General features: G+C 31.6%; 26 protein-coding genes. 12 read left to right on the top strand and 14 right to left on the bottom strand.

Annotated features, from left to right (window positions below; translation table 11 throughout):
* From Q4Q35_RS03945 to Q4Q35_RS03925, 5 genes are all read left to right on the top strand, one after another.
* A complete protein-coding gene (locus Q4Q35_RS03945) occupies window positions 1–1,362 on the top strand; it encodes an HlyD family secretion protein (RefSeq protein WP_303276634.1) in 1,362 nt (453 codons plus the stop codon).
* Window positions 1,359–2,762, top strand: a complete 1,404-nt coding sequence (locus Q4Q35_RS03940; RefSeq protein ID WP_303276633.1) for a TolC family protein — start codon at window positions 1,359–1,361, stop codon at window positions 2,760–2,762. Before Q4Q35_RS03945 ends, Q4Q35_RS03940 begins: the two co-directional genes overlap by 4 nt.
* Window positions 2,763–3,060: 298 nt before the next feature.
* Entirely contained in the window at window positions 3,061–3,888 is an 828-nt protein-coding gene (locus tag Q4Q35_RS03935) for a cyclase family protein (protein WP_303276632.1), read from the top strand.
* A 77-nt stretch (window positions 3,889–3,965) separates the two neighbouring features.
* Window positions 3,966–4,907, top strand: a complete 942-nt coding sequence (locus Q4Q35_RS03930; protein ID WP_303276631.1) for a DUF6807 family protein — start codon at window positions 3,966–3,968, stop codon at window positions 4,905–4,907.
* A gap of 34 nt (window positions 4,908–4,941) precedes the next feature.
* Window positions 4,942–5,616: an SGNH/GDSL hydrolase family protein gene (locus Q4Q35_RS03925; protein WP_303276630.1), complete on the top strand. Its 675-nt coding sequence runs from the start codon at window positions 4,942–4,944 to the stop codon at window positions 5,614–5,616.
* Between the two features lie 127 nt (window positions 5,617–5,743).
* On the opposite strand, the gene Q4Q35_RS03920 is transcribed toward Q4Q35_RS03925, so the two are convergent.
* Together Q4Q35_RS03920 and hemN are read right to left on the bottom strand one after the other, a co-directional pair.
* A complete protein-coding gene (locus tag Q4Q35_RS03920) occupies window positions 5,744–6,574 on the bottom strand; it encodes a universal stress protein (protein ID WP_303276629.1) in 831 nt (276 codons plus the stop codon).
* A 109-nt stretch (window positions 6,575–6,683) separates the two neighbouring features.
* Window positions 6,684–8,048 (bottom strand): oxygen-independent coproporphyrinogen III oxidase, encoded by a 1,365-nt coding sequence (hemN, locus tag Q4Q35_RS03915; RefSeq protein WP_303276628.1) that lies wholly within the window; start codon window positions 8,046–8,048, stop codon window positions 6,684–6,686.
* Between the two features lie 122 nt (window positions 8,049–8,170).
* Here hemN and Q4Q35_RS03910 point away from each other — a divergent pair, with 122 nt between their 5' ends.
* The gene (locus Q4Q35_RS03910) at window positions 8,171–8,800 is read left to right on the top strand and encodes a YceI family protein (protein WP_303276627.1); all 630 of its coding nucleotides are present in this window, start codon (window positions 8,171–8,173) and stop codon (window positions 8,798–8,800) included.
* A gap of 87 nt (window positions 8,801–8,887) precedes the next feature.
* Here the strand turns inward: Q4Q35_RS03910 and Q4Q35_RS03905 are convergent, their stop codons facing one another.
* The 5 genes from Q4Q35_RS03905 to Q4Q35_RS03885 all read right to left on the bottom strand — a co-directional run bounded on the left by Q4Q35_RS03905 (window position 8,888) and on the right by Q4Q35_RS03885 (window position 11,394).
* The gene (locus Q4Q35_RS03905) at window positions 8,888–9,055 is read right to left on the bottom strand and encodes a hypothetical protein (protein ID WP_303276626.1); all 168 of its coding nucleotides are present in this window, start codon (window positions 9,053–9,055) and stop codon (window positions 8,888–8,890) included.
* A gap of 51 nt (window positions 9,056–9,106) precedes the next feature.
* The gene (locus Q4Q35_RS03900; RefSeq protein WP_303276625.1) at window positions 9,107–9,304 is read right to left on the bottom strand and encodes a hypothetical protein; all 198 of its coding nucleotides are present in this window, start codon (window positions 9,302–9,304) and stop codon (window positions 9,107–9,109) included.
* A 130-nt stretch (window positions 9,305–9,434) separates the two neighbouring features.
* Complete coding sequence (locus tag Q4Q35_RS03895) at window positions 9,435–10,235, bottom strand: TIGR00266 family protein (RefSeq protein ID WP_303276624.1); 801 nt, start codon at window positions 10,233–10,235, stop codon at window positions 9,435–9,437.
* 153 nt (window positions 10,236–10,388) lie between these two features.
* The gene (locus tag Q4Q35_RS03890; RefSeq protein WP_303276623.1) at window positions 10,389–10,844 is read right to left on the bottom strand and encodes a DUF4442 domain-containing protein; all 456 of its coding nucleotides are present in this window, start codon (window positions 10,842–10,844) and stop codon (window positions 10,389–10,391) included.
* A gap of 361 nt (window positions 10,845–11,205) precedes the next feature.
* Window positions 11,206–11,394, bottom strand: a complete 189-nt coding sequence (locus tag Q4Q35_RS03885) for a hypothetical protein (protein ID WP_303276622.1) — start codon at window positions 11,392–11,394, stop codon at window positions 11,206–11,208.
* A gap of 125 nt (window positions 11,395–11,519) precedes the next feature.
* On the opposite strand from Q4Q35_RS03885, the gene Q4Q35_RS03880 reads away from it, so the two are divergent.
* Window positions 11,520–11,747, top strand: coding sequence for a GIY-YIG nuclease family protein (locus tag Q4Q35_RS03880; RefSeq protein ID WP_303276621.1), 228 nt, complete (start codon window positions 11,520–11,522; stop codon window positions 11,745–11,747).
* A gap of 352 nt (window positions 11,748–12,099) precedes the next feature.
* On the opposite strand, the gene Q4Q35_RS03875 is transcribed toward Q4Q35_RS03880, so the two are convergent.
* Window positions 12,100–12,735 (bottom strand): hypothetical protein, encoded by a 636-nt coding sequence (locus tag Q4Q35_RS03875; RefSeq protein ID WP_303276620.1) that lies wholly within the window; start codon window positions 12,733–12,735, stop codon window positions 12,100–12,102.
* A gap of 80 nt (window positions 12,736–12,815) precedes the next feature.
* On the opposite strand from Q4Q35_RS03875, the gene Q4Q35_RS03870 reads away from it, so the two are divergent.
* Window positions 12,816–13,595 carry a hypothetical protein gene (locus tag Q4Q35_RS03870; RefSeq protein ID WP_303276619.1) on the top strand — a complete coding sequence of 260 codons (780 nt, stop codon included), beginning with the start codon at window positions 12,816–12,818 and terminating at the stop codon, window positions 13,593–13,595.
* 64 nt (window positions 13,596–13,659) lie between these two features.
* On the opposite strand, the gene Q4Q35_RS03865 is transcribed toward Q4Q35_RS03870, so the two are convergent.
* Window positions 13,660–13,878: a hypothetical protein gene (locus Q4Q35_RS03865; protein WP_303276618.1), complete on the bottom strand. Its 219-nt coding sequence runs from the start codon at window positions 13,876–13,878 to the stop codon at window positions 13,660–13,662.
* Window positions 13,879–14,428: 550 nt separating this feature from the next.
* Between Q4Q35_RS03865 and Q4Q35_RS03860 the strand changes: the two genes are divergently transcribed.
* The 4 genes from Q4Q35_RS03860 (at window position 14,429) to Q4Q35_RS03845 (ending at window position 18,009) form a co-directional block, all read left to right on the top strand.
* Window positions 14,429–14,875 carry a DUF4870 domain-containing protein gene (locus Q4Q35_RS03860; protein WP_303276617.1) on the top strand — a complete coding sequence of 149 codons (447 nt, stop codon included), beginning with the start codon at window positions 14,429–14,431 and terminating at the stop codon, window positions 14,873–14,875.
* 126 nt (window positions 14,876–15,001) lie between these two features.
* Entirely contained in the window at window positions 15,002–15,343 is a 342-nt protein-coding gene (locus Q4Q35_RS03855; RefSeq protein WP_303276616.1) for a PadR family transcriptional regulator, read from the top strand.
* Window positions 15,340–17,175 (top strand): PspC domain-containing protein, encoded by a 1,836-nt coding sequence (locus Q4Q35_RS03850; RefSeq protein WP_303276615.1) that lies wholly within the window; start codon window positions 15,340–15,342, stop codon window positions 17,173–17,175. Before Q4Q35_RS03855 ends, Q4Q35_RS03850 begins: the two co-directional genes overlap by 4 nt.
* 105 nt (window positions 17,176–17,280) lie before the next feature.
* A complete protein-coding gene (locus Q4Q35_RS03845; protein WP_303276614.1) occupies window positions 17,281–18,009 on the top strand; it encodes a head GIN domain-containing protein in 729 nt (242 codons plus the stop codon).
* A 61-nt stretch (window positions 18,010–18,070) separates the two neighbouring features.
* Here Q4Q35_RS03845 and Q4Q35_RS03840 read toward each other — a convergent pair whose 3' ends face one another.
* Genes Q4Q35_RS03840 through fucP form a run of 5 tightly spaced genes read right to left on the bottom strand, consistent with a single transcriptional unit; the run spans window position 18,071 to window position 22,488 of the window.
* Complete coding sequence (locus Q4Q35_RS03840) at window positions 18,071–18,655, bottom strand: LutC/YkgG family protein (protein WP_303276613.1); 585 nt, start codon at window positions 18,653–18,655, stop codon at window positions 18,071–18,073.
* A complete protein-coding gene (locus Q4Q35_RS03835) occupies window positions 18,648–20,015 on the bottom strand; it encodes a lactate utilization protein B (RefSeq protein WP_303276612.1) in 1,368 nt (455 codons plus the stop codon). Before Q4Q35_RS03835 ends, Q4Q35_RS03840 begins: the two co-directional genes overlap by 8 nt.
* Window positions 20,016–20,017: 2 nt before the next feature.
* Window positions 20,018–20,755: a (Fe-S)-binding protein gene (locus tag Q4Q35_RS03830; RefSeq protein WP_303276611.1), complete on the bottom strand. Its 738-nt coding sequence runs from the start codon at window positions 20,753–20,755 to the stop codon at window positions 20,018–20,020.
* Window positions 20,756–20,792: 37 nt separating this feature from the next.
* Window positions 20,793–21,122, bottom strand: coding sequence for an L-rhamnose mutarotase (locus Q4Q35_RS03825; protein WP_303276610.1), 330 nt, complete (start codon window positions 21,120–21,122; stop codon window positions 20,793–20,795).
* 4 nt (window positions 21,123–21,126) lie between these two features.
* Window positions 21,127–22,488, bottom strand: a complete 1,362-nt coding sequence (fucP, locus tag Q4Q35_RS03820; RefSeq protein WP_303276609.1) for an L-fucose:H+ symporter permease — start codon at window positions 22,486–22,488, stop codon at window positions 21,127–21,129.
* Window positions 22,489–22,529: the final 41 nt, after the last annotated feature.

Genomic DNA, 22,529 nt, shown 5'->3' with positions numbered 1-22,529 from the left:
ATGCTGAACATATCTCATAATCAACTAAATAAAAAAATAGATTTAGAAAAGTATAAATCTGGGAAAAGCATTTTGAATAAAAAGTACTATAAATACTTTAACAGGTTTTTGCTAGGCGCAGCTATCATATTATTTATCGTTCTATTTTTACCATGGACGCAGAACATCTCCGGACAAGGAGTAGTAACAACATTAAAGCCTAATCAACGCCCACAGAACATCATGTCTCAAATACCCGGACGTATAGAAGCGTGGTTTGTTCAAGAAGGTGATTTTGTAAAAGCTGGAGATACTATATTGAGGATTTCTGAAATAAAAAGCGACTATTTTGATGATAAATTGGTTGAAAGAACTAACGAACAAATTCAAGCTAAATCATCATCTGTTAATGCTTATGAAGGGAAAGTTAACGCTTTAAACAGACAGATTTCGGCTTTAAGAAATGAGCAACAATTAAAGCTGGAGTTAACCAAAAACAAACTCATGCAATCGCAGTTAAAAGTAAAAAGCGATAGTATTGACCTGGAAGCTGCCAAAACAAATTTAAAAATTGCAGACATACAGTTTAATCGTATTCAAACCTTACAAGAAGAGGGTTTAAAAGCAGTGAAAGATGTTGAAGAAAAACGCTTAAAACTTCAAGAGACACAGGCTAAATTTATTTCGCAAGAAAATAAATATCTAGCTAGTAAAAATGATGTCATTAACGCAAAATTAGAATTATCTCGAACTCATGCCGTGTTTGCAGACAAAATTTCGAAAGCACAAAGTGATATGTATACTGCTAAGTCTAGTCAGTTTGATACCCAAGCTCAAGTAACCAAACTAGAGAACACATATACTAACTATAAAAAACGCCATAGTTTATTATATATTACTGCTCCGCAAAATGGCTATATAAACAAAGCTTTAAGAGGTGGTATTGGAGTCACTTTTAAAGAAGGTGAAGCACTGGTTGGTATTATGCCTTCTAAATACGATTTGGCAGTTGAAACTTTTGTTAAACCAATAGACTTACCCTTACTTCATGTAGATGAAAAAGTGCGAATTCTGTTTGATGGTTGGCCAGCCATTGTTTTTAGCGGATGGCCAAATGTTTCATACGGTACTTATGGTGCTAAAATAGTTGCTATAGAAAGGTTTATTAGTAACAATGGTAAATATAGAGTACTATTAGCACCAGATGAAGTAGATCACAAATGGCCAGAAGCCATTAGAGTAGGCTCTGGAGCAAAAACAATTGCCTTACTTGAAGATGTACCAATTTGGTTTGAATTGTGGCGACAAATTAACAGCTTCCCTCCTAACTATTATACACCACAAGAAAGTAAAAAAATGGCTTCTAAAAAAGATAACAAATGAGAGCATTAATATGGTGCACATTAATATTTATTAGCGGCTTAGGTTCTGCACAAGAAAATACCTCCATGATATCTTTGGCTGAATATTTAGGCTATGTAAAAGCGTTTCATCCAATCGTAAAACAAGCTAATCTGGTTATTAACGAAAGTGAAGCTAAATTGATGAAAGCTCGTGGTGCTTTTGACCCAAAGTTGGAAGTTGATTACGACAGAAAGAAGTTTAAGAATACAGAATATTATGATAAGTTAAATGCTGCTTTTAAAATACCTACCTGGTATGGTATTGAAATAAAAGGAAATTTCGAAGAAAATACAGGAGACTTTTTAAATCCAGAAGCCAGTATTCCAGAAGATGGTTTATATAGCGCAGGTATATCTGTTTCGTTAGCAAAAGGGTTACTTATTAATAAGCGTATGGCCATGCTTAAACAAGCCAAAATATTTGTGAATCAAGCTAAAGCTGATAGACAAATACTCGTTAACAACATTTTATATCAAGCGACTCTAAGCTACTTTAATTGGTTAAAAACCTATAATGAAAAACGTGTTTATGATAGTTTTTTATCAAATGCCGAAATACGGTTTAATGGTATAAAAAAGAGCTATGAAGTAGGAGAAAGTCCGGCAATAGATACTTTAGAAGCCCGTATTACTTTAAACAACAGGCGGCTTAATTTTGAAAAATCAAGGATTAAGTTTATAAAATCATCATTAGAACTGTCAAACTATTTATGGTTAAATGAAAATACACCTATTGAAATAAAAGACCATGTGATACCAGATGAAAACACAATGCAAACCATTGATAAAACGCTCAATACATCTCAATTTAATATAGATATTTTAGATTTAAATAATCATCCTAAAATACAGTCATTGGATTATAAATTTCAAAGTTTAAATATTGAAAAGCGGTTGAAAATGAATAATTTATTACCAAAAATAGATTTACAATATAACTTCCTATCTCAAACCCCAGAAATTGCAAGGAGTTTTAATACTTCGGCTTATAAAAGTGGTTTAAATATTAGTTTTCCATTGTTTTTAAGAAAAGAGCGTTCTGAATTAAAATTAGCGAAGCTTAAAATGCAACATACTCAATTTGAAATTCAGTCTACAAGAGTGACACTCAAAAATAAGATTGATGCCATTAATAAGGAATTAGAATCATATATAACTCAAAATGATTATATAGAAGTTATTGTTAACGATTATAACACCATGCTATCTGCCGAGGAACGCAAACTCTTTTTAGGAGAGAGCTCTTTGTTTTTAGTCAACTCCAGAGAATCAAAGCTAATAGATGCTAAACTTAAAGCCGTTCAACTCGAAAATGATTTTTTTAAAACAAAAGCAAGTTTATTTAATGTTCTAGCAGTTTCTAATATAAGTGTAAACTAAGTTTATAAAGAAACTCTAAGAAATTGGCTTACTATATTTAGTTGGTGGTTTTTAAGCTTTCTTTTAAAATATTTACGCAAAATATGGTATCTTCAAATCTTGTTATTGAACTCGTTTAAACTTTTTGGATTTAAGCGAAAATTAGAAGTTTTTAGTTCTGTTGAAGGCTTTTTTGAGTTGCATAGCAGAGCTACGGAAGGAAAAAAACAAAAACAGAGTTGAAAACAGCAATTTTTTAGCAAATTGAAAAAGTTTAAACGAGTTCATTGTATGCCATTATAAAAACCATCAACTAAAAATGAAAACTCTAGCTTTTTACCTATTATTATTTTCAACCTTAATTGCCTGTAACAACAAATCCACTTCTACAGAAAAACAAACCACCTCAATACAATCTTTAACCTCTCAAAAAAAGATTATTGATTTGTCTCATACCTATTCAGATAAAACCATTTATTGGGTAACTTCTAAGGAATTTACATTGGATACTGTTTTTAAGGGACAAACAGATAAAGGCTACTATTATTCGGCCAATAACTTTTGTACTGCAGAACATGGGGGAACTCATATAGATGCTCCGATTCATTTTGCAGAAAATGGACAAACCGTAGATGAAATACCTCTTGAAAAATTAATTGGACATGCCATTAAGATTGATGTTTCTTCAAAAGCCGCTAATAATCCAGATTATTTAGTTAGCATAGAAGATTTTTTGGACTGGGAGAAAAGCCAAGGCACTACCATTCCAGATGGGAGTATCGTGTTATTACAAACCGGATTTTCAAAATACTACCCAGACAAAATTAAATATTTGGGGACCGATGAGCGTGGTGAACATGCTGTTAAATTATTACACTTTCCCGGACTTTCGCCAGATGCCGCAACATGGTTAATACAAAACCGCAATATCAATTCTATTGGTATCGATACGCCTAGCATTGATTATGGTCAATCTGAATATTTCAAAAGTCATGTCATACTTCTTGAGGAAGATATTCCTGCTTTTGAAAACCTTACTAATCTGGATAAATTACCTTTAAATGGGTTTGATATAATTGCTTTACCCATGAAAATTGAAGGTGGCACCGGAGCACCACTAAGAATTATAGCTATGGTAACTAATTGATTAAAAGTAACCATAACAAATAGAGTAAACAGTTTTTAAACCTATAAATATCATTCTAATTAATTTTTAATTAACCGATGAGAAATTTGAATTGCATCTTCCTTATTTTATGTTTTAATACAATAGTACTGTCTCAAAGTGTTAAACTAAAAATTCAAGATGACGGGGTACTTTTTAAGGAAGGTAAAGACAGTATTCTATTTTACCAAACGGCCAACAAGGAACTAAATGGTAAATACAAACGGTCTAATTATATTCATCCGCTTTATTCTTTAGATGGTAAAATTCTAACCGAAGACTTTCCAGAAGACCATCCGCATCATCGTGGTATTTTCTGGGCATGGCACCAACTGTATATAGGTGACAAACGAATTGGTGATGGATGGATAATTAAGAATTTTGAATGGCAAGTACTTTCAGTTGAAGCACTCAAAAATAAAGGAAAAGCAAGAAGCATCAAAGCACATGTAGTCTGGAAGTCCCCTTTATGGCTGGATGAAAACGGAAATAAAAAGCCTTTGGTTTCTGAATATACAACCATCACAGTATTCCCAACCAAACAGAACTATCGTCAAATTGATATAGAAATAGCCTTGATCGCTAAGGAACCAAACACCCGAATTGGCGGGTCGGAGGATAAAAAAGGCTATGGTGGTTTTTCTCCAAGGATTCAATTAGTAGAAGATATTATATTCACAAGTTCTACAGGAATGGTTGAACCACAAAATCTACCAATCGAAGCTGGGGGTTGGATAGACATTTCTGGAGCTTTGGGGCATGAAGGTTCTATGGCTGGTATATCGATTCTTAGTCACCACAAAAACCCGGGGTATCCCAATCCTTGGATTTTACGTTCAAAAAGAAGCATGCAAAACGCTGTATATCCGTATCCCGGTGCTAATGCTGTTAGCCTTTCTAATGTTGAGCCTACCGTATTACGTTACCGAATACTCATCCATAACGGAATAACAGCTTCTGAAATTTCATCGCAACATATACAATATAGAAAAGAGGGTTGATATATAAACCGAATACAACATAATAACCAAGAAAATGAAAATATTAAAAAGTAGACTATTAATTGTAATAACACTTGTTGTTCTATTTTCAAGTTATAATTATAAAAAACCTAAAGTGTTAATAATAGGTGACTCCATTTCATTAGGATATACCCCATTTGTTAAGGAAGGTTTAGCAAACGAATCAGATGTTTTTCATAATCCCGGAAATGCACAGCATACGGGAACTGGATTAAAAAAAATAGACGAATGGATTGGTGACGAGACATGGGATATAGTACAATTTAACTGGGGTTTATGGGATTTGTGTTATCGTCATCCAGATTCAAAAGTTCAAGGAAATAGAGATAAAGAAAATGGAAAGATCACTTATACAATTGATGAATATGCTTCAAATCTTGATTCGATAGTTACAATTCTAAAAACGAAAACTGATGCGAAATTAATTTTTGTAACAACATCCTATGTTCCCGAAAATGAAGCTGGTCGGTTTAAAAAAGATGCCATAAGATATAATAATGTTGCAAAAAAAGTCATGAAAAAACAATCGGTTATTGTAAACGATATCTATGAAGCATCCATTCCAATTCACCAAAAATTTGGTAGAGGATCAGATAATGTTCATTATTCAAAACAGGGTTATAAAAAACTAGGTGAAATAGTAACAAAATTTCTAAAAACAGAAATAGAATCAATAAAAAGTAAGTAATGCGAATGAGGTGGCTTAAAAAGTGATATTCTGAATAATTTCAATAATCTCCTTATAAACACAGACGACCTAAAGTAAAGTACCTTAGATCGCCTGTTCTTAAAATGAATAAGCTAAAACTATTAGCCTAAATTTTAAATGTTATAACTGGTAATGTAGAATGATTGGCAACATCTTCCCCTACACTGCCCTGAAAAAAATGAGATAAGCCCTTTCTTCCATGTGTTGGAATGGCAATTAAATCGGCTCCTATTTTTATTGAAGAACTTAAAATACCATCTTCTATAGTATAATCAGACGTGTAATAAACATCTCCCATTCTATCTAAATTTCCATCTGCTTTGGTAAAGAAATTAACCGCAAGTTTTTCAATCTCCAAAGAATTTCTGAATTTATCATTTGGTAAATTCACATAAACCAAATACAATTTAGAGCCTAACTTATCAAACACCTTAACGGCTCTTAAATAAGCCTCAATGGACTCTTCTGAAAAATCGCATGCATAAGCGACTACCTCAAAATTAATTTCAGGTACATTATTTTTAACTACCAATACCGGAATATCGGCATGTCTTACAACACGTTCTGTATTAGAACCAATAAAAAATTCTTTAACACCACTAGCTCCATGAGACCCCATAACTATAAGGTCTGCATCGTACTTGCTTGCAATGTCATTAACCTCACTAAACACCTTAAAATGTTTAACAATTGGTGTTACTTTAACGTCTTTTAAATAATCTTTTTTAAGAAAATCTTCAAATCTTTGCTCTGCTAACTTTAAAAAATAAATTATTTTTTGTGGCTGTTCTCCTCCTGTTGTAAGCACCACTTCAGACATTTCCAGCATATGCAATGCCAACAATTCTGCATCATTCTTTTTAGCTAGCTTTGCAGCTGTATTTAAAGCATATTCTGAATGCTCAGAAAAATCTACGGGTACAATAATCTTCTTCATAATTTTGTAGGTTTAGGTTCCCATTTTTACTTCGGCTTACTTCTAATCCCTGCTTGGCAGGAAGTCACTCAATTTAAGCCACTCAGTAACCATATGGGAGAGTTAATGTTTAAACTGTCATAGAAAACAACTGAGTGTCGGGTTGCTTTCTTTGTAATAATAAATCAAAAGCCATACATATGTTTCTAACATAAGGCCGGCCTTTTTTAGTCACCTCAATAGTGTTTGAACTCACATTGAGTAATCCATCTGTCTTCATTTCCTGTAATTGGTCAATAACCTGTGGTAATTCCTTAAAACAAAGATTATTTTTGGTCCAAGCTGTTTTAAAGCGACACATTAAATTAAGAATATGTTTTCTTATAGTTAAGTCCTCTTCGTTTAGAATATGCCCTCTATAAACAGGTAAAATATTATTTTTTAATAAATCATAGTATGCTTCGATACTTTTTACATTTTGAGAAAAACCGTACCAACTATCACTAATTGACGACACGCCTAAACCAATCATAGCCTGGGTTTTTGAGGCAGTATATCCCATAAAGTTTCTATGTAAATTACCGTTTACCATAGATTCGTACAACGAATCTGTAGTTAAAGCAAAATGATCCATACCTATTTCGCTATAACCAACCTCTGCCAGTAGTTGTTTACCTAGTTCGTATTGTTGCCTTTTTAATTCGGCAGAAGGTAAATCGGAATCCTTAAATCCGCGTTGTCCGTTCCCTTTAATCCATGGTACATGTGCATAACTATAAAATGCCAATCTATCTGGTAATAATTCCTTAGTCTTTAAAATGGTTTCCTTTACATGTTCTAAGGTTTGAAATGGAAGTCCAAAAATAATATCATGTCCAACCGACGTGTAACCAATCTCTCTGGCCATATCGGTAGCTCGTTTTACATTTTCAAAAGGCTGAATTCTGTGTATGGCTTTTTGTACCGTGTCATTATAGTCCTGCACACCATAACTCACCCTTCTAAATCCCACATCGTAAAGGGCTTGCAAATGTTCTTTAGTCGTGTTATTTGGATGCCCTTCAAAACTAAACTCATGGTTGTTTGCAAGTATCGAATGTCTTAAAATACCATTAATTAATCGCTGTAAATTTTCTGGGCTAAAAAAAGTGGGAGTACCACCTCCTAAGTGTAATTCTTTAATAATTGGTTTTTCATCAAACAATTCTAAATATAAATTCCACTCTTTTAAAACTGCAGTTATATAAGGAGACTCCACATTATGCTGTTTTGTAATACGCTTATTACATCCACAAAACGTGCACAAACTTTCACAATAGGGCAAGTGAATATAGAGGCTTATACCTTCTTCTAAATTACTTTCTTTAAAAGATTCTGCTAAAGACGATTTCCATTTTTTTAAGGAAAATGTCTCATTGTTCCAATAAGGAACTGTTGGGTAACTCGTATAACGAGGCCCCGCAATATTATATTTATTTATTAACGAATTTAACATACCTAACATTTATATATCAAAAGTATAGCATGAGAGGTTTTTAAAATATGATATATGTCATAGTGAATATTTGCAATTCGATTATTATTAGTTTAATTTCACACCACCAAAAAATCTAAAAAATGAAAAGAATAATCACCTTATTAGTTGTTATTTCGATAGGAATAACTTCATGTAAACAAGAAAAAAAAGAAGCGAAAACAGATTCTTCCAATGAGGTAGAAGTAACAGAAAAATTTGTTGCAAAGCCTGAGGCTACATCTGTTAAATGGACCGCTTACAAAACCACCGAAAAGATTGGTGTTGGTGGCGAATTCACAACAATAAATTTTGACAATAAAGAAGGAGGCTCTCCTCAAGAAGCTCTAAACAATTTAAATTTTTCTATACCAATAAGTAGTTTGTTTACTAACGATGCTACTAATACACGTGATGCAAAATTAAAAGAGTTTTTCTTTGGTGCGATGTTAGATACTGAGTTTTTAAAAGGTACTATTAAGTATATTAATGATTCGTGCATTGCTTCTATTACTATGAATGGTGTTACCAACGACTTACCGTTAGAAGTTAAGATAACAGATGAAAGACGTGTAAGTATGACTGGTACAATGAATCTTAAAGACTGGGATGCTTTAGGTGCTTTAGAATCTATAAACAAAGCTTGTTTTGATTTACATAAAGGTCCTGATGGCGTTAGTAAAACTTGGGAAGATGTAGCTATAGAAGTGAGTACCTTTCTTCGTAAAAACTAGTAAAATATTATTTATTACTATAAAAAAGCTACTTTAACGAGTAGCTTTTTTATTTGACATTTGTTCAAAGAATCTATATGTAAATTTCTATACATTGTTTGTAACAGATAAAATAATGAATCCAACAAATACAATTTCTCTTCCAGTAATTCTAACAGTACCGTAAATTTGATATGTTGCAATATGTTTCATTAAATCTGCTACAACAATTATACTTAAACAAAATGAGCCGGATATAGTATCCGGCTCATTCAAATTATTTTTATTTCACCATCCTTTTTAAGGATTTGTACTGTCTAACGTTTTTTATGCTTTTAAATAAATTAAGCACTTATCTAATTCTGGGTTCTGCTGTACTAGAGAAAGAATAAATATTTTAAGCTCTTCTAACTCGTAAGGTAGTAAACGTTGCACTGCCTTTTGTACTTCTTTGCAGAACAAAGTCGTATCAAAACTGACTTTTCCAAGTACTGTTTTAGTATACTCTAGCATTGCTCTTGCCATAATGCATCTTAAGATTATTAGGTTAGTAAAAAATAAGTAGATTTTTGTATAGGCTTATATGTTTTAATTAATGAACTTTAAATTTAATAAAAAATTGCACAAGTTTTTTTGTTTAAAATAAATTTAACATTTAAAATTTATTATCGCCATCTAATAAATCGCCTAAACCACCTAAAAGACTTCCTTCTCCTTTATCTTTTCCTCCCCCTCTTGGAGCTGATGCCAAAACACGTCCTGCCAACCTGCTAAATGGTAATGATTGAATATATACTGTACCAGGACCTTGCAGTTTTGCAAAAAACAGACCTTCACCTCCAAAAATAGTATTCTTAATACCGCCAACAAACTCTATATCGTAATCTACACCTTGTGTAAAACCAACGATACATCCTGTATCAACTTTTAAAATTTCTCCAGCTTGTAATTCTTTTTTAGCCATTGTTCCTCCAGCATGAACAAATGCCATACCATCTCCTTCAAGTTTTTGCATTATGAACCCTTCGCCTCCAAATAAACCTCTTCCCAACTTTTTCGAAAACTCAATTCCTACACTTACCCCTTTTGCTGCACATAGAAATGCATCTTTCTGGCAAATAAATTTGCCTTTAAACTCTGTTAAGTCTATGGGTAAAATTTTTCCCGGGTAAGGAGAAGCAAATGATACATTACGTTTACCTATTAAAGTGTTATAATAGGCCGTCATAAATAAACTCTCACCAGTAAGAATACGTTTTCCAGCTCCTAATATTTTTCCTAAAAACCCGGTGTCTTTTTTAGACCCATCACCAAAAATGGTTTCCATTTTTATACCATCGTCCATCATCATAAAACTACCTGCCTCTGCAATAACGACTTCTTCCGGATCAAGTTCAATTTCTACATATTGCATCTCTTCTCCGTATATTCTATAATCAATTTCGTGTGCTGTCATTTTTTTATTTTTTTATTTAACTATAAGTATATTCGTTTAAAGTTTTGTTACATATGAACACCAAGTTTTAAGCACCAAATTCCAAATAACAAAACGAAGACTGATTTTACTGCTACTGATCACTGAACACTGCTTATTACCGAACACTAAAAACTACCCCTTCACCTTAACACTCCATTCAAAATTAAAGGTTGAAACCTCTACGCCTTCTTCATTTACTCCTATAGATTTCATCCAAATAGTTTGTCCTTCTCCAGTTTCTATTGTTCTTTTTAATGCTTCGTCAATTAAGTGGCCATCATTACAAGTAAAGGTTATTCTACCTGTTGCCTTTTTTGTAAAAGTGGCATTGTTACTGGTTACTAGCATAGAAATTCTTTTACCAGATTCTTGAATCTTCGCTATCATTAATGCTCCTGTTGAAAACTCTGCTGCCATGCCTTGTACTGCCCAAAACATAGATTTAAAAGGATTTTGGTTAATCCATCTATACTTTACAGTTACTATACACTTATTGGTATCAATGTGTTTTGTGCGTACACCACAAAAATAAGCCGCCGGCAGCTTAAATATTATGAAAGTATTTAGTTTTCTGGGAGTTATGCTCATTATTTATAATTTATTTTTTACCTAAAGTGATAAAGAATAGTACATAAAGATAATAATAGTTTGTATTTATTATGCTATTTACTGCCAGCTTTCATTAGAACGCTCTAAAATTGAGTCTCGTTATTACTGATTAAAAAACGTTTTAAAGGAACTACAAAACCATTACCAGGCATCTACTATACCAAAAGCGTTAGTCAGATAAACTCTAGCCTCTTGAGTATGATAAACCTATACAAATACAATAAATTAATACAAGGTTATTATGAACTCAAAAGAAGTTCACAATCACAGAATTTCCAAAGGGGCTATTTTGACTTTAGGGCTATTATTAATAATAATTATTTTATCTAAAATCCTGTAGTTAATTATTGAATTTAAACCAAACAGTATTATGTTTTCGACCTCCTCTATCGCATTTAGGGAAAGTATCTCCTTCGTGGATATAATTTTGAATATAATCGTGTTCATTACAATAATAGCTTCCAGAATCATTACATATTGTACTTGTTTTGTTGCTTTTATAAAGTTGATATTTTGATGATTTTGACATAATAATAAAATTGAATGTTAATTAAAAATACAAAGTTAAATCAAAGGAATTTAAAATTATTGGCTCTTATGGCTATAATTAAAATAAGTAGGAGTTAAAGGCTTGTATTTTTTACAAATAAAAGAATGTCTTCGCTTAAAACTAGTAATCCTAATTTAAAGCTAGTTGCAAAATATGAAGTTTTGAAATATGATAAAGCCGAGAGTAACGCCCATAAATATTTTGAAAAATTTATATATGAAGGCGAGTTTTTTGAGGTGAAATTTGAAGACATTCATAATTATATGCTAGAATATTACTGCGTACATGATGCACAAGTGGTGGTTTACTCAAAAGATAAAAGAAACAGATAAACAGGCTTCATAAATCCTTTATTCAGTAAAATTATTTCGATTAAAAACAATAGGATTAGATAACGTAAACACCTGTATTTTCGAGGGGGTATAAATCAAATGAGTCTACCAAATTCAACCCTAAAAACGCTCTTAATCACTGTAAATACATGCAAAGCCAGAGTTTGTTAAAGGTATGTTAAACTTTTAGAGAACGGCATTTTTTTTTAAGCTCAAAAAGGACAAAATCTTTTAGAAGAGTGGCTAAAAATATGACCAAGGCTATTATAAGCCCCGTAATAAAACCTTTTATGTCAAAATATTCTAGCATATTCGCAATTATATAAAAAAAACAGGAAAAACCCTAAAAATATTAAAGAAATAATATTTCAGTTACACCAACGGGACCAATTGTTGCGCCTGAGAAGTACCCGACAATATCACCAGGGCTTTTGAATTTCTCTCTATTTAAAAGGAAGTAAATTACAGAACAGCTCAAACTAACTATAAATACGCTTATTCTAATCGCCTTATTTACATTTTCTGGATTTAGTATCCAATAAATCATTATAGCTGGTACTATCCATATAATACAAAAAATGATAATAAGCCAAGTACACCCACTACTATCTTCTTTTTTCTTAGGAGTATCTTTTCGTATTGTTCTACTTTTATAGTAACGGTCATCTTGAAAATCTCTATCTCTATCTCTATCACCAAAAGCTCCAGAGCCTTGTCTAGGTAATTTCCTTTGATGTTCGATCTCTTTTTCTCCAACTAGTTCAATATCTCTATGCTTATTGTAAACAGACCTTTTATTTAGGCCTTGAGGCTCTTTCTTATCATTGGAAAAAACAGAAATATTCCCCCAAAATATAGCAACTAAGGTTGCTAATGGTGACAGGAATATAATTGACAGCTTTATATTATTTAAATAAATATAAGTAACTAATGCGAGAGCAGAGGTGATAATTAGACCTAGAGCAAAATTCTTTAATACTTTAATCATATCGGGTGAAAGTTTACAAAGTAAATATATTGAAATATATAAAATTTCTTACATTTACTTTGTAAAAAACTATTTGTTAGATGTTTAAAAATATTAAGTGGAGTGATTTAAGAGTATTGGGAGAAAACAAAATGATAAACAAATCTTACATCTACCTTTTTATAGTTCCTGCTTTAGCCAAAATACTTGAAAAAGTTAAGTCACCATTAAATATGGTTATTTTTGGAGAGGATATTGAAATAGTTTTTGAACTACCATTTACATGGCAAGTATTTTACTTTTGCTCTTTGTTTTTCACTATAGCAGCAGTAATATATAATTTAAAAGCTCCCTCTATCATAAAAGAGAATAAATCATATGCTAGTTTTGTGGAAGAACAAAAGAATTTTAAGCATTTAGATAGGTATATTGGGGAATTTTATGGTAATACAAAATATTATAATAAACTGAATTGGAAGAAAATCGTATCATTTATGGAGGAAGGAGATAAAAAGAAACTAGACAAAGAATTGTTCTTGTTGTTTATTAATAAATTAAATCGTTTTACTAATAAATATTTTCATAAACACCAGTTAAACAATTTTAAATCAACTATTAACTTTAAAAATAAAGATAAAAATAAAAATATACTTTATGAAATAAATGTAGTATGGTTCTATATAGTTTATCTTCATGAAAAGAAAAACAATAAAAAAGGACTAGAGAATGGTTTTTGGATGATATACGATTTGTTAAATATGTCAAAAAGCAATTATAAAAAAGTTTCTTTTTTTTCTTATTTGCTAGGGATATTTCTTATCGCTTTCGTCTTAATCCAAAACGTCTGGACAGTAATTAAAATAATGTTCAATATACAATGAAAGACCGCAAACCCCACAACATATACTGGATATTTAACCGTAGATTTTGAATTATGGTTAAAAATTAATTTTTAAAATATGTTACTATAACCGAAGTGTTATGGCAAATGAGAGTATATATATTATTATCATCAGTAACATTAATATCAATGTTATCTTCTTCATTCCAATAATTAATATTTTCATAACCTTTAGAATCTTCACCAATAGAATATCTAACACCATTAGATATATCAAGAATAGTTTTAGTGGATTTTTTTGTGATTTTTTTAATTGTTAGCATAGATTTTTTAAAATAAAAATTGATTAATAAAGCGAAGTTAGAAAATAGAATTTTAAAATTAATTGCTCTTATAGCTATAATTATCATAAACTAAATCCTGTGATAACATTGTACAAACAAGGGCTCAAAAATCACAAGGAACTTCTTTGTATTGCGCAGGAGTATAGTTCCCATTACCATCAACTGATTGTACGCTAACTTCTATGAACTTAGTGCAATCATCATTAGAGGAACAATTAAAAATTAAAAAAGAAATAATTATTAAAAAAGAAAATTTAAAAACTTTTGGCATAAAAAAAATTTAGCTGCAAATATAAATGAATTTAAAAAAACGAAAAATCTGTAATATTTTCGATCTTAAGTTAATTATCCATTTTCCCTCAGTTAAGATTTAACTGTGATGAAAAAGAAAAAACTGTTAGGGGTAGTAAAGGGAATAAATTAATTAACTACAAATGTTAATGTTATGTTAATTTTCAGTACTATGCGTAACAAAGTACCTTCTTTTAGACATATATTTGTATAAGAAACTATTATATGTTTTAAAATCATGCTAGATAATCATCAAAAAAACATTGCAACATTTATTCATTTATCAACCTTTAGCAGGTTTATAATTCCGTTTGGAAACTTTATTGGCCCTATTATTCTATGGGTTACGAATAAGGATAAATCTGAATTTATAGATAATCATGGTAAACAAGCTATTAATTTTCAGATTAGTATTTTGCTTTATGCTATCATTATAGGAACATTAACAATACCATTTTTTATTTTCAAGGTTTTTCATGGTATCGATTTTATAGATTTTCATGGTTTTCATGACTTTCATATTAACATTGGTAAACCCTCTCCTCTACTTTATATAGGCGGAGCATTAGGTTTTTTAGCCATTATAGGTTTTATAGTAGAACTTGTTTTTATTGTATTAGCAAGTTTAAAAGCGAGAGATGGCGAATATTATAAATACCCATTAACAATTAATTTTTTAAAATAAATATTACCCTGAGCATCTGCTTGGCAAATGTAAAGGATTCATCAATAAACAATCATCAAATCAATCTGTCTATTGGCAGGTAAATCAAAAAATGAACAGTTTCATAATATTAAAACGCTTTAGAATATGAAGATAGAAAACACAAAAGCACAAATGCGTAAAGGTGTGTTAGAATTCTGCATACTATCTGTCTTAAAAGACAATGATGCTTATGTAGCAGAAATTTTAGACACCCTTAAAAATGCAAAGTTGCTGGTAGTAGAAGGAACTATTTACCCTTTACTTACACGACTTAAAAATGCAGGGCTTTTAAATTACAGATGGGAAGAGTCTACCTCCGGACCTCCAAGAAAATATTACGGTTTAACCGAAACAGGTAAGCTATTTTTAAAAGAATTAAACACAACCTGGAGTGAATTACACAATGCAGTAACAATAGTAACAAGCCAAAAAACAACAAAAAAATGAATAAAACAGTCAACATAAATTTAGCAGGTATATTTTTTCATATAGATGAAGATGCGTACTTAAAATTACAACGCTATCTTGAGGCTATAAAACGTTCATTTACAGACTCTCAAGGGCGTTCTGAAATTATAGCTGACATTGAAGCTCGAATTGCCGAACTTTTTAATGAACGTGTTCAAAACAATAAACAGGTTATACGAATTAAAGAGGTAGATGAAGTTATCTCCATTATGGGGCAACCGGAAGACTATTTGGTTGATGACGAAATCTTTGAAGATGAACCGCAAACAACTTACAAAAGAAAAACAGCACCTTCTAAAAAACTATTTAGAGATACAGACAACTCTTATATAAGTGGTGTATCATCTGGTTTAGGGCATTATTTTGGTATTGATGCGATATGGGTTCGTTTAGCATGGATTATATTGTTTAGTGCCGCTGGTACCGGTATTCTATTATATATTTTGCTTTGGATTTTAGTACCTGAGGCCAAAACTACTGCCGAAAAGATAATGATGACGGGAGAGCCTGTGAACATTAGTAATATAGAAAAAAAAATTAAAGACGGCTTTGAAAATGTCACTGAAACAGTAAGTGATGTCGCAAAAAATGTGTCCGAATCTGTTTCTGATGCTGCAAAAAACGTAAGCAGCACCGTATCTGATGCCACTAAAAATATTGATTTTCAAAAACAGGGTAATAAAATTAAGTCCAGTTCTAAAACATTTTTCGACACTTTAGGTGAAGTCATTATGTTCTTCTTTAAAGTATTTGCAAAATTTATTGGGATACTGTTAATACTTATTGGGGCTTTCTCCTTAATCGTTTTAATAATTGCCCTATTTTCTGTTGGCATTATAGATATTATCCATATTCCTGGATTAGACTTAGTTGAAATTGCCAATGCTGGAAACACACCACTTTGGTTAGCGTCCTTGTTAAGCTTTTTTGCTGTCGGTATTCCTTTCTTTTTCTTGTTCTATTTAGGTTTAAAAATCCTGATTAACAACTTGAAATCGATTGGTAATATAGCCAAATTCACATTACTAGGCTTATGGTTAATATCCACAATAGGGGTAGCTATTATAATCATAAGAGAAGCTAGCGAACATGTTTATAACGAAAAATATATAGAAAAAACCGAATTACAAATTAAAGCCAATGATACCTTAAGTATAAAAATGGTAGGAGACACAAAATTTAGCCAGAATTTTTACAAGTATCATAATTTTAGATTGGCAAATGATAATGATGGAAATAAAATGATCTATTCTGCCGATGTTCATATTATTGTTAAATCGACTACAGACTCTGTGGCGTCAATGGTTATTGAAAAAAGTTCTGATGGTAGAAGTTATGACAAATCTATAGAACGCGCTAAAAACATAAATTATAATTACGCTTTTAGTAATTCTAATTTACTATTAGACCCATATTTAACTACAAATCCTGAAAATAAAATTAGCGATCAAGAAATAAAAATCATACTATATCTTCCAGAAGGCAGTATCGTAAAATTTGATAAAAACACTAAGCACTTCTTAACTAATCACAAACATAATGGCAATATAGTTTTATCAAAAGGCGCAGGAAATTTTTTAGAAATTATAGAAGATGATACTAAATGTTTAGACTGTCCTGCTAAAAAAGAGAAAGAAAAAGATTTTAAAGTAAAGGTAAATACCCCTAATTTAAAAATTAATGATGAAGGCATAGAAGTTAAATCGGATAGTAATAGTTTAAAAGTTGACGATACCGGTTTAAAAGTTAAGTCTGATGTTGTAAAAGTAAATATCGATTCTACCGGAATAAATATAGAATCGAAAAACTAACAATTCATCAATAAAAAACTACAGCTCGGATATTTAAGTTATTAATCAACAACATTTTAAAAGATATTTGAGCATTATATTAATCATCAATTAAAACGAATTATTATGACAACACTCATTAAGTTTATTCTAGCCACCATTTTAAGTTTAACACTTTTTTCTTGCAATTTCGATCTAAAGTTCGGCCACGGAGTTCAAGGAAATGGAAACGTTACGACAGAAGAAAGAACCATCCATGAGCCTTTTTCTACTATTAAAGCTACAGAAGGTTTAGATGTCTATTTAACACAAAGTGATAACGAAAGTATTACTGTTGAAGCAGATGATAACTTACACGACCTTATTATCGTTGAAGTAGTGAATGATGTTTTAAAAATACACACAAAAGAAAACATTGGTAAATCTTCATCGAAAAAAGTAATGGTAAGTTTTAAAGATATTTCCAGTATTATATCTACCAGTGGAAGTGATGTATATGCTACAAATGTTATTACTACTGAAAATTTAGAACTTAAATCGACTAGTGGTAGCGATATGAAACTTGAAGTAAACACATCTGTATTAAACTGTAAATCGACAAGTGGAAGTGACTTACGTTTGTCTGGAAAAACGATCGAGTTAATTGCAGAAGCCTCCAGCGGAAGCGGTATAAAAGCAAGTAATTTAATTGCAGAATCTAGTCATGTAAAAGCTACCAGTGGAGCAGATATTAGCGTAAACACTTCTAAAGAACTTACGGCAAAAGCAACTAGTGGAGGGGATATAAGATATTACGGAAATCCTGAAACAGTTAATAAAAACAACAGCGTTTCTGGGAGTATAAAAAAACAATAAATAGATTTAAGCTAAGAATACTAGGGTTGGATTTTTTAATAAAAGTCTAACCCTTTACTTTTTAAACTACCATAACCGTTAGACTAACAGCACCATGCGCTCCAATAACTAAACACTGCTCAATGTCTGCCGTTTTTGATGGCCCAGCAACAAACAACCCAAAAGTTCTTTCTCTCTTTGAAATTAATTTATAAGCATCATGTAAGTGTAAGCAAATAGCATCTTTGGATATTACCAAAATTAAATCGTTTGTTATAAATGGTAAAACCCTAATACTGAAATCATTTTCAGAAATCCAAACAGCTCCATTTTCTGCAACACCAAATTCTCCTTGTATAATCGCTAAATCAATAGTTTCTAAACTATGTGGATCTGTATCTTTTGAAATTGAAACCGTGCCAAAATCGGATTCTTTAACAGAAGAAACAATTTGTTTTGCATTAGGATATAATGCTTTTATTTCATTATCTAAATCTGATATTGAATTTAATACTTTGGCACGTCCTCCTACAAGTTCTACACTTTTTATAAATGTTTCAAGTAAGTTAATATCTTCATTAAAAACATCTAAATCGATTTCCGGTAATGGTAATAATTCAGGTTTGTTATTTTTAACCGCTTTTAAAATGGAATCTCTACTACTCATTTTTTTGTCTTTTTTTATACCACTCATCAAAATTACCATCCTTCACTTTAGGCAATTCTCTTGCTTTCCCCCAAGCATTTAACTTAGAATATATCATAAATCGAGGCATATGCTTTAGCATAAATCGCGCTGATTTACCCATAAAACCATACATTTTAGAATTCGCTAAAACACGTCCGGTTATTTTTAAAACAGATTTCTTTACAACAGGCTGCTTTACTTCTTTAGTTATTATTTGCCTCCATTGATATAACTGTTCATGAATATTGATTTTTACCGGACAAACATCAGAACATGAACCACATAAGGTAGATGCAAACGGTAACGAACTGTTTTTCTTTAAATCGATACCTGGTGATAAAATAGAACCTATAGGGCCTGGAATGGTTGTTTTATAACTATGTCCACCACTACGTCTGTATATGGGACATGTATTCATACAAGCACCACATCGAATACAGTGTAAAGAAGCTCTAAAATCATCACGGCTTAGTTGTTTGGTTCTTCCGTTATCGACAATTACGATATGCATTTCTGTTCCTGGAGCCGGTTTATTAAAATGCGACGAATAAGTGGTAATGAGTTGTCCTGTAGCACTACGTGCCAATAATCGAAGGAAAACCCCTAAATGTTTTTCTTGCGGAATGATTTTTTCCATACCCATGCACGCAATATGAACTTTTGCAAGGTGCGTGCCCATATCGGCATTTCCTTCATTGGTGCAAACTACAACACCACCTGTATCTGCTACTGCAAAATTTACTCCTGTAATGGCTGCATCTGCTTTTAAAAACTTTTCTCGTAAATGCTTTCTCGCTTCACTTGTTAAATATTGCGGATCACCATTACTCGGTTTTGTATTTAAATGCTCTTGAAACAAAACATCTACTTCTTCTTTTGTTTTATGAATAGCTGGTAGAACAATATGGCTTGGCGGCTCTTTGGCCAATTGTACGATGCGTTCACCTAAATCGGTGTCTACGACTTCTATACCATTGGCTTCTAAATAGGGATTTAAGTGACACTCTTCTGTTAGCATCGACTTACTTTTCACTACTTTTTCTACCTTGTGTTTTGATAAAATGGAATGAACAATTTTATTATGCTCTTCGGCATTTGCTGCCCAATGAACATGAACTCCATTTTTTTTGGCATTTTCTTCAAACTGAACCAAATAATTATCTAAATTAGATAACACATTAGCTTTAATGGCTGAGGCTAAATTTCGGAGTTCTTCCCACCCTTTAACATTACTTCCAGCTTTGTCGCGTTTATTTCTAACAAACCACAACGCTTTATCATGCCAATTAACTTTTGATTCGTCTCTATTAAATATTTCTGCTTCTTTTGCGTGTGCCATGATTACATTGTGCTATTTAAAATTTCTGCAATGTGCATCACTTTTAATGGTTGATTATTTCTATTTATCAACCCCTCTAAATGCATTAAACAAGAATGGTCTGCTCCTGTTATGACTTCAACATCACTATCTATATGATCTTGTATTCTATCTTTTCCCATTTTAACCGAAATGGCTTCTTCAAAAACAGAAAACGTTCCTCCAAATCCGCAACATTCATCTGCTCTATTTAAAGTCTTTAATTCAAGAGATTTTACTTCTTTAAGTAAACTTTCTTCTGTAGAGTAAGGATCATCCATACGTTCGGAACATGAACCTAAACGCAATCCTCTTAATCCATGGCAACTTTTATGAATCCCAACCTTAAAAGGAAACGACGCGCCTATATCTGTTCTTCCTAATACTTTATAAATAAATTGACACAGTTCGTATGTATTATTTCTCACCTTTTTTACAGCATCTGTTTGTTCTAAAATATCAAAATGTTTTTTTACATGATATACACAACTTCCAGAAGGGCCAACAATGTAATCGTAAGCTTTAAAGTTTTCAACAAACAACTGACATGCGCCTTTAGAATCTTCTTCATAACCAGAATTACCTAAGGGTTGTCCACAACAGGTTTGCCCCATTGGATAATCGACTTCAACCCCTAACTTTTCTAATAGTTCTAAAGTAGCAACTCCAACTTGCGGATATAACTGATTTATGTAACAGGGTATAAATAAACCTACCTTCATTATTCTTTTTATCTAATTAATTATGAAATACATCTCATTAAAGTTTAAAAATGCGCTCCATTAAAATCCATTTTTCTCCAGGCTTAGCATTTGGTAATGCTTTTTGATAGTTCCACATAAGATCTTCCCATTTTTGAACTATTGGGTTTTCAGAATCCATTTTTCCTTTATTTTCAAGAGAAAATGATTCATGGGTATCTATTATTAAAAACAATCTGTCGAAAACATGGTATATTTCAGCATATATAATTCCAGAATCTTTTATACTCTTTAAAATTTCTGGCCATACCTTTTTATGATACTCTATATATTCACTAATTAAAGCAGGATCATCTTTTAAATCGAGTGCAAAACAATACCTTTTCATAAAACTAAGCTGTTTTTACTTCGTATTTTTTAAATACATGAAATCCGTACCAAGCGATATATATAAAACAAACTAAAGGTAAAATAAATGAAAAATTAACTTCTGAAACGCCCATTATTATAGTATCTGAAACACCTGTTCCTTCAATATCAATAATCATTCCCTGTAACATAGGCATTAAAGCACCTCCTACAATAGCCATAACTAAACCAGCAGAACCAACTTTAGATTCTTCTTCTGTTAAGTCTCCTAAAGCAATGCCATATATGGTAGGGAACATTAAAGACATACAGAATGAAATTCCAACTAAACTATAGACACCAAACATACCTTCAATCCAAATTGTACCTGCTGCGCATATTGTTGCTAAAACAGCAAAATACATTAAAAGTTTTCCAGAACTTACAAAACGTAATAAATACGTACCAACAGCTCTTCCTACTACAAATAATATGAAAGCTAAAAATTGATAATAAAAAGCATCTTTTTCAAACTCCAGACCCAAAATATTGATACTCGAAATTTCGAATACATTTTTGGCTAAAAGCCCTTGCACATAATGATATATATATGTCCAACACATAATTTGCGCACCAACATATAATATTTGAGCTAAAACACCTAAAACGTATTTATTATTTTTAAATAAAATAATAAAGGTATCTTTAATACTAGGCATAGCTCCCTCTTCTTTAGATTGTGGCATTTTACTAACCAAAAACATTATAAAAACAGCAATTATAACTAAGCCTAAAACAACATAAGGATCACGAATAACAGATAAGTCAGCCATTCTTATAGCATCCCTAGTCGATTCATCTAAAGTAGAAAAATCAGCAATATCATCTGATTGTAATTTTTCTTTAACTGAAAATTTAGCAATCAACAACCCTGCTACTAATCCCAAAGGATTTACTGCTTGAGCTAAATTTAAACGTTGTGTTGCTGTTTCTTTTGCTCCCATAGCTAGTGCGTATGGGTTTGCAGCTGTTTCTAAAAATGCTAATCCAAAAGTTAACACATATAATCCTAAACAAAAAAATATAAAACTTTCTGTTTGTGCAGCTGGGTAAAACAAAAGTGCTCCAGTAGCATATAGTGCCAATCCTATTAAAATACCTACTTTATATGAATATTTACGCATAAATAAAGCTGCTGGTAATGCCATACAAAAATATCCGCCATAAAATGCCATTTGCACCCACGATGCTTGAGTATTTGATAATTCTAATATCGTTTTGAAAGCTCCAACCATTGGATCTGTTACAGCATTAGCAAACCCCCATAATGCAAATAATGAAGTTACCAAAATAAATGGCAAAAGCATTTTTTTAGGAACTACTGGAATTTTAGTCGTGTTTTTCATATTCATGGTTTTAGTTTAGTTTCAATATATTTAATTATTGT

Origin of the sequence: Flavivirga aquimarina (genome assembly GCF_030540835.1) — a bacterium.
Taxonomy (GTDB): Bacteria; Bacteroidota; Bacteroidia; order Flavobacteriales; family Flavobacteriaceae; genus Flavivirga; species Flavivirga aquimarina.
The sequence above is the reverse complement of the archived record's forward strand: the minus strand, read 5'-3'. Positions and strand labels throughout refer to the sequence as shown.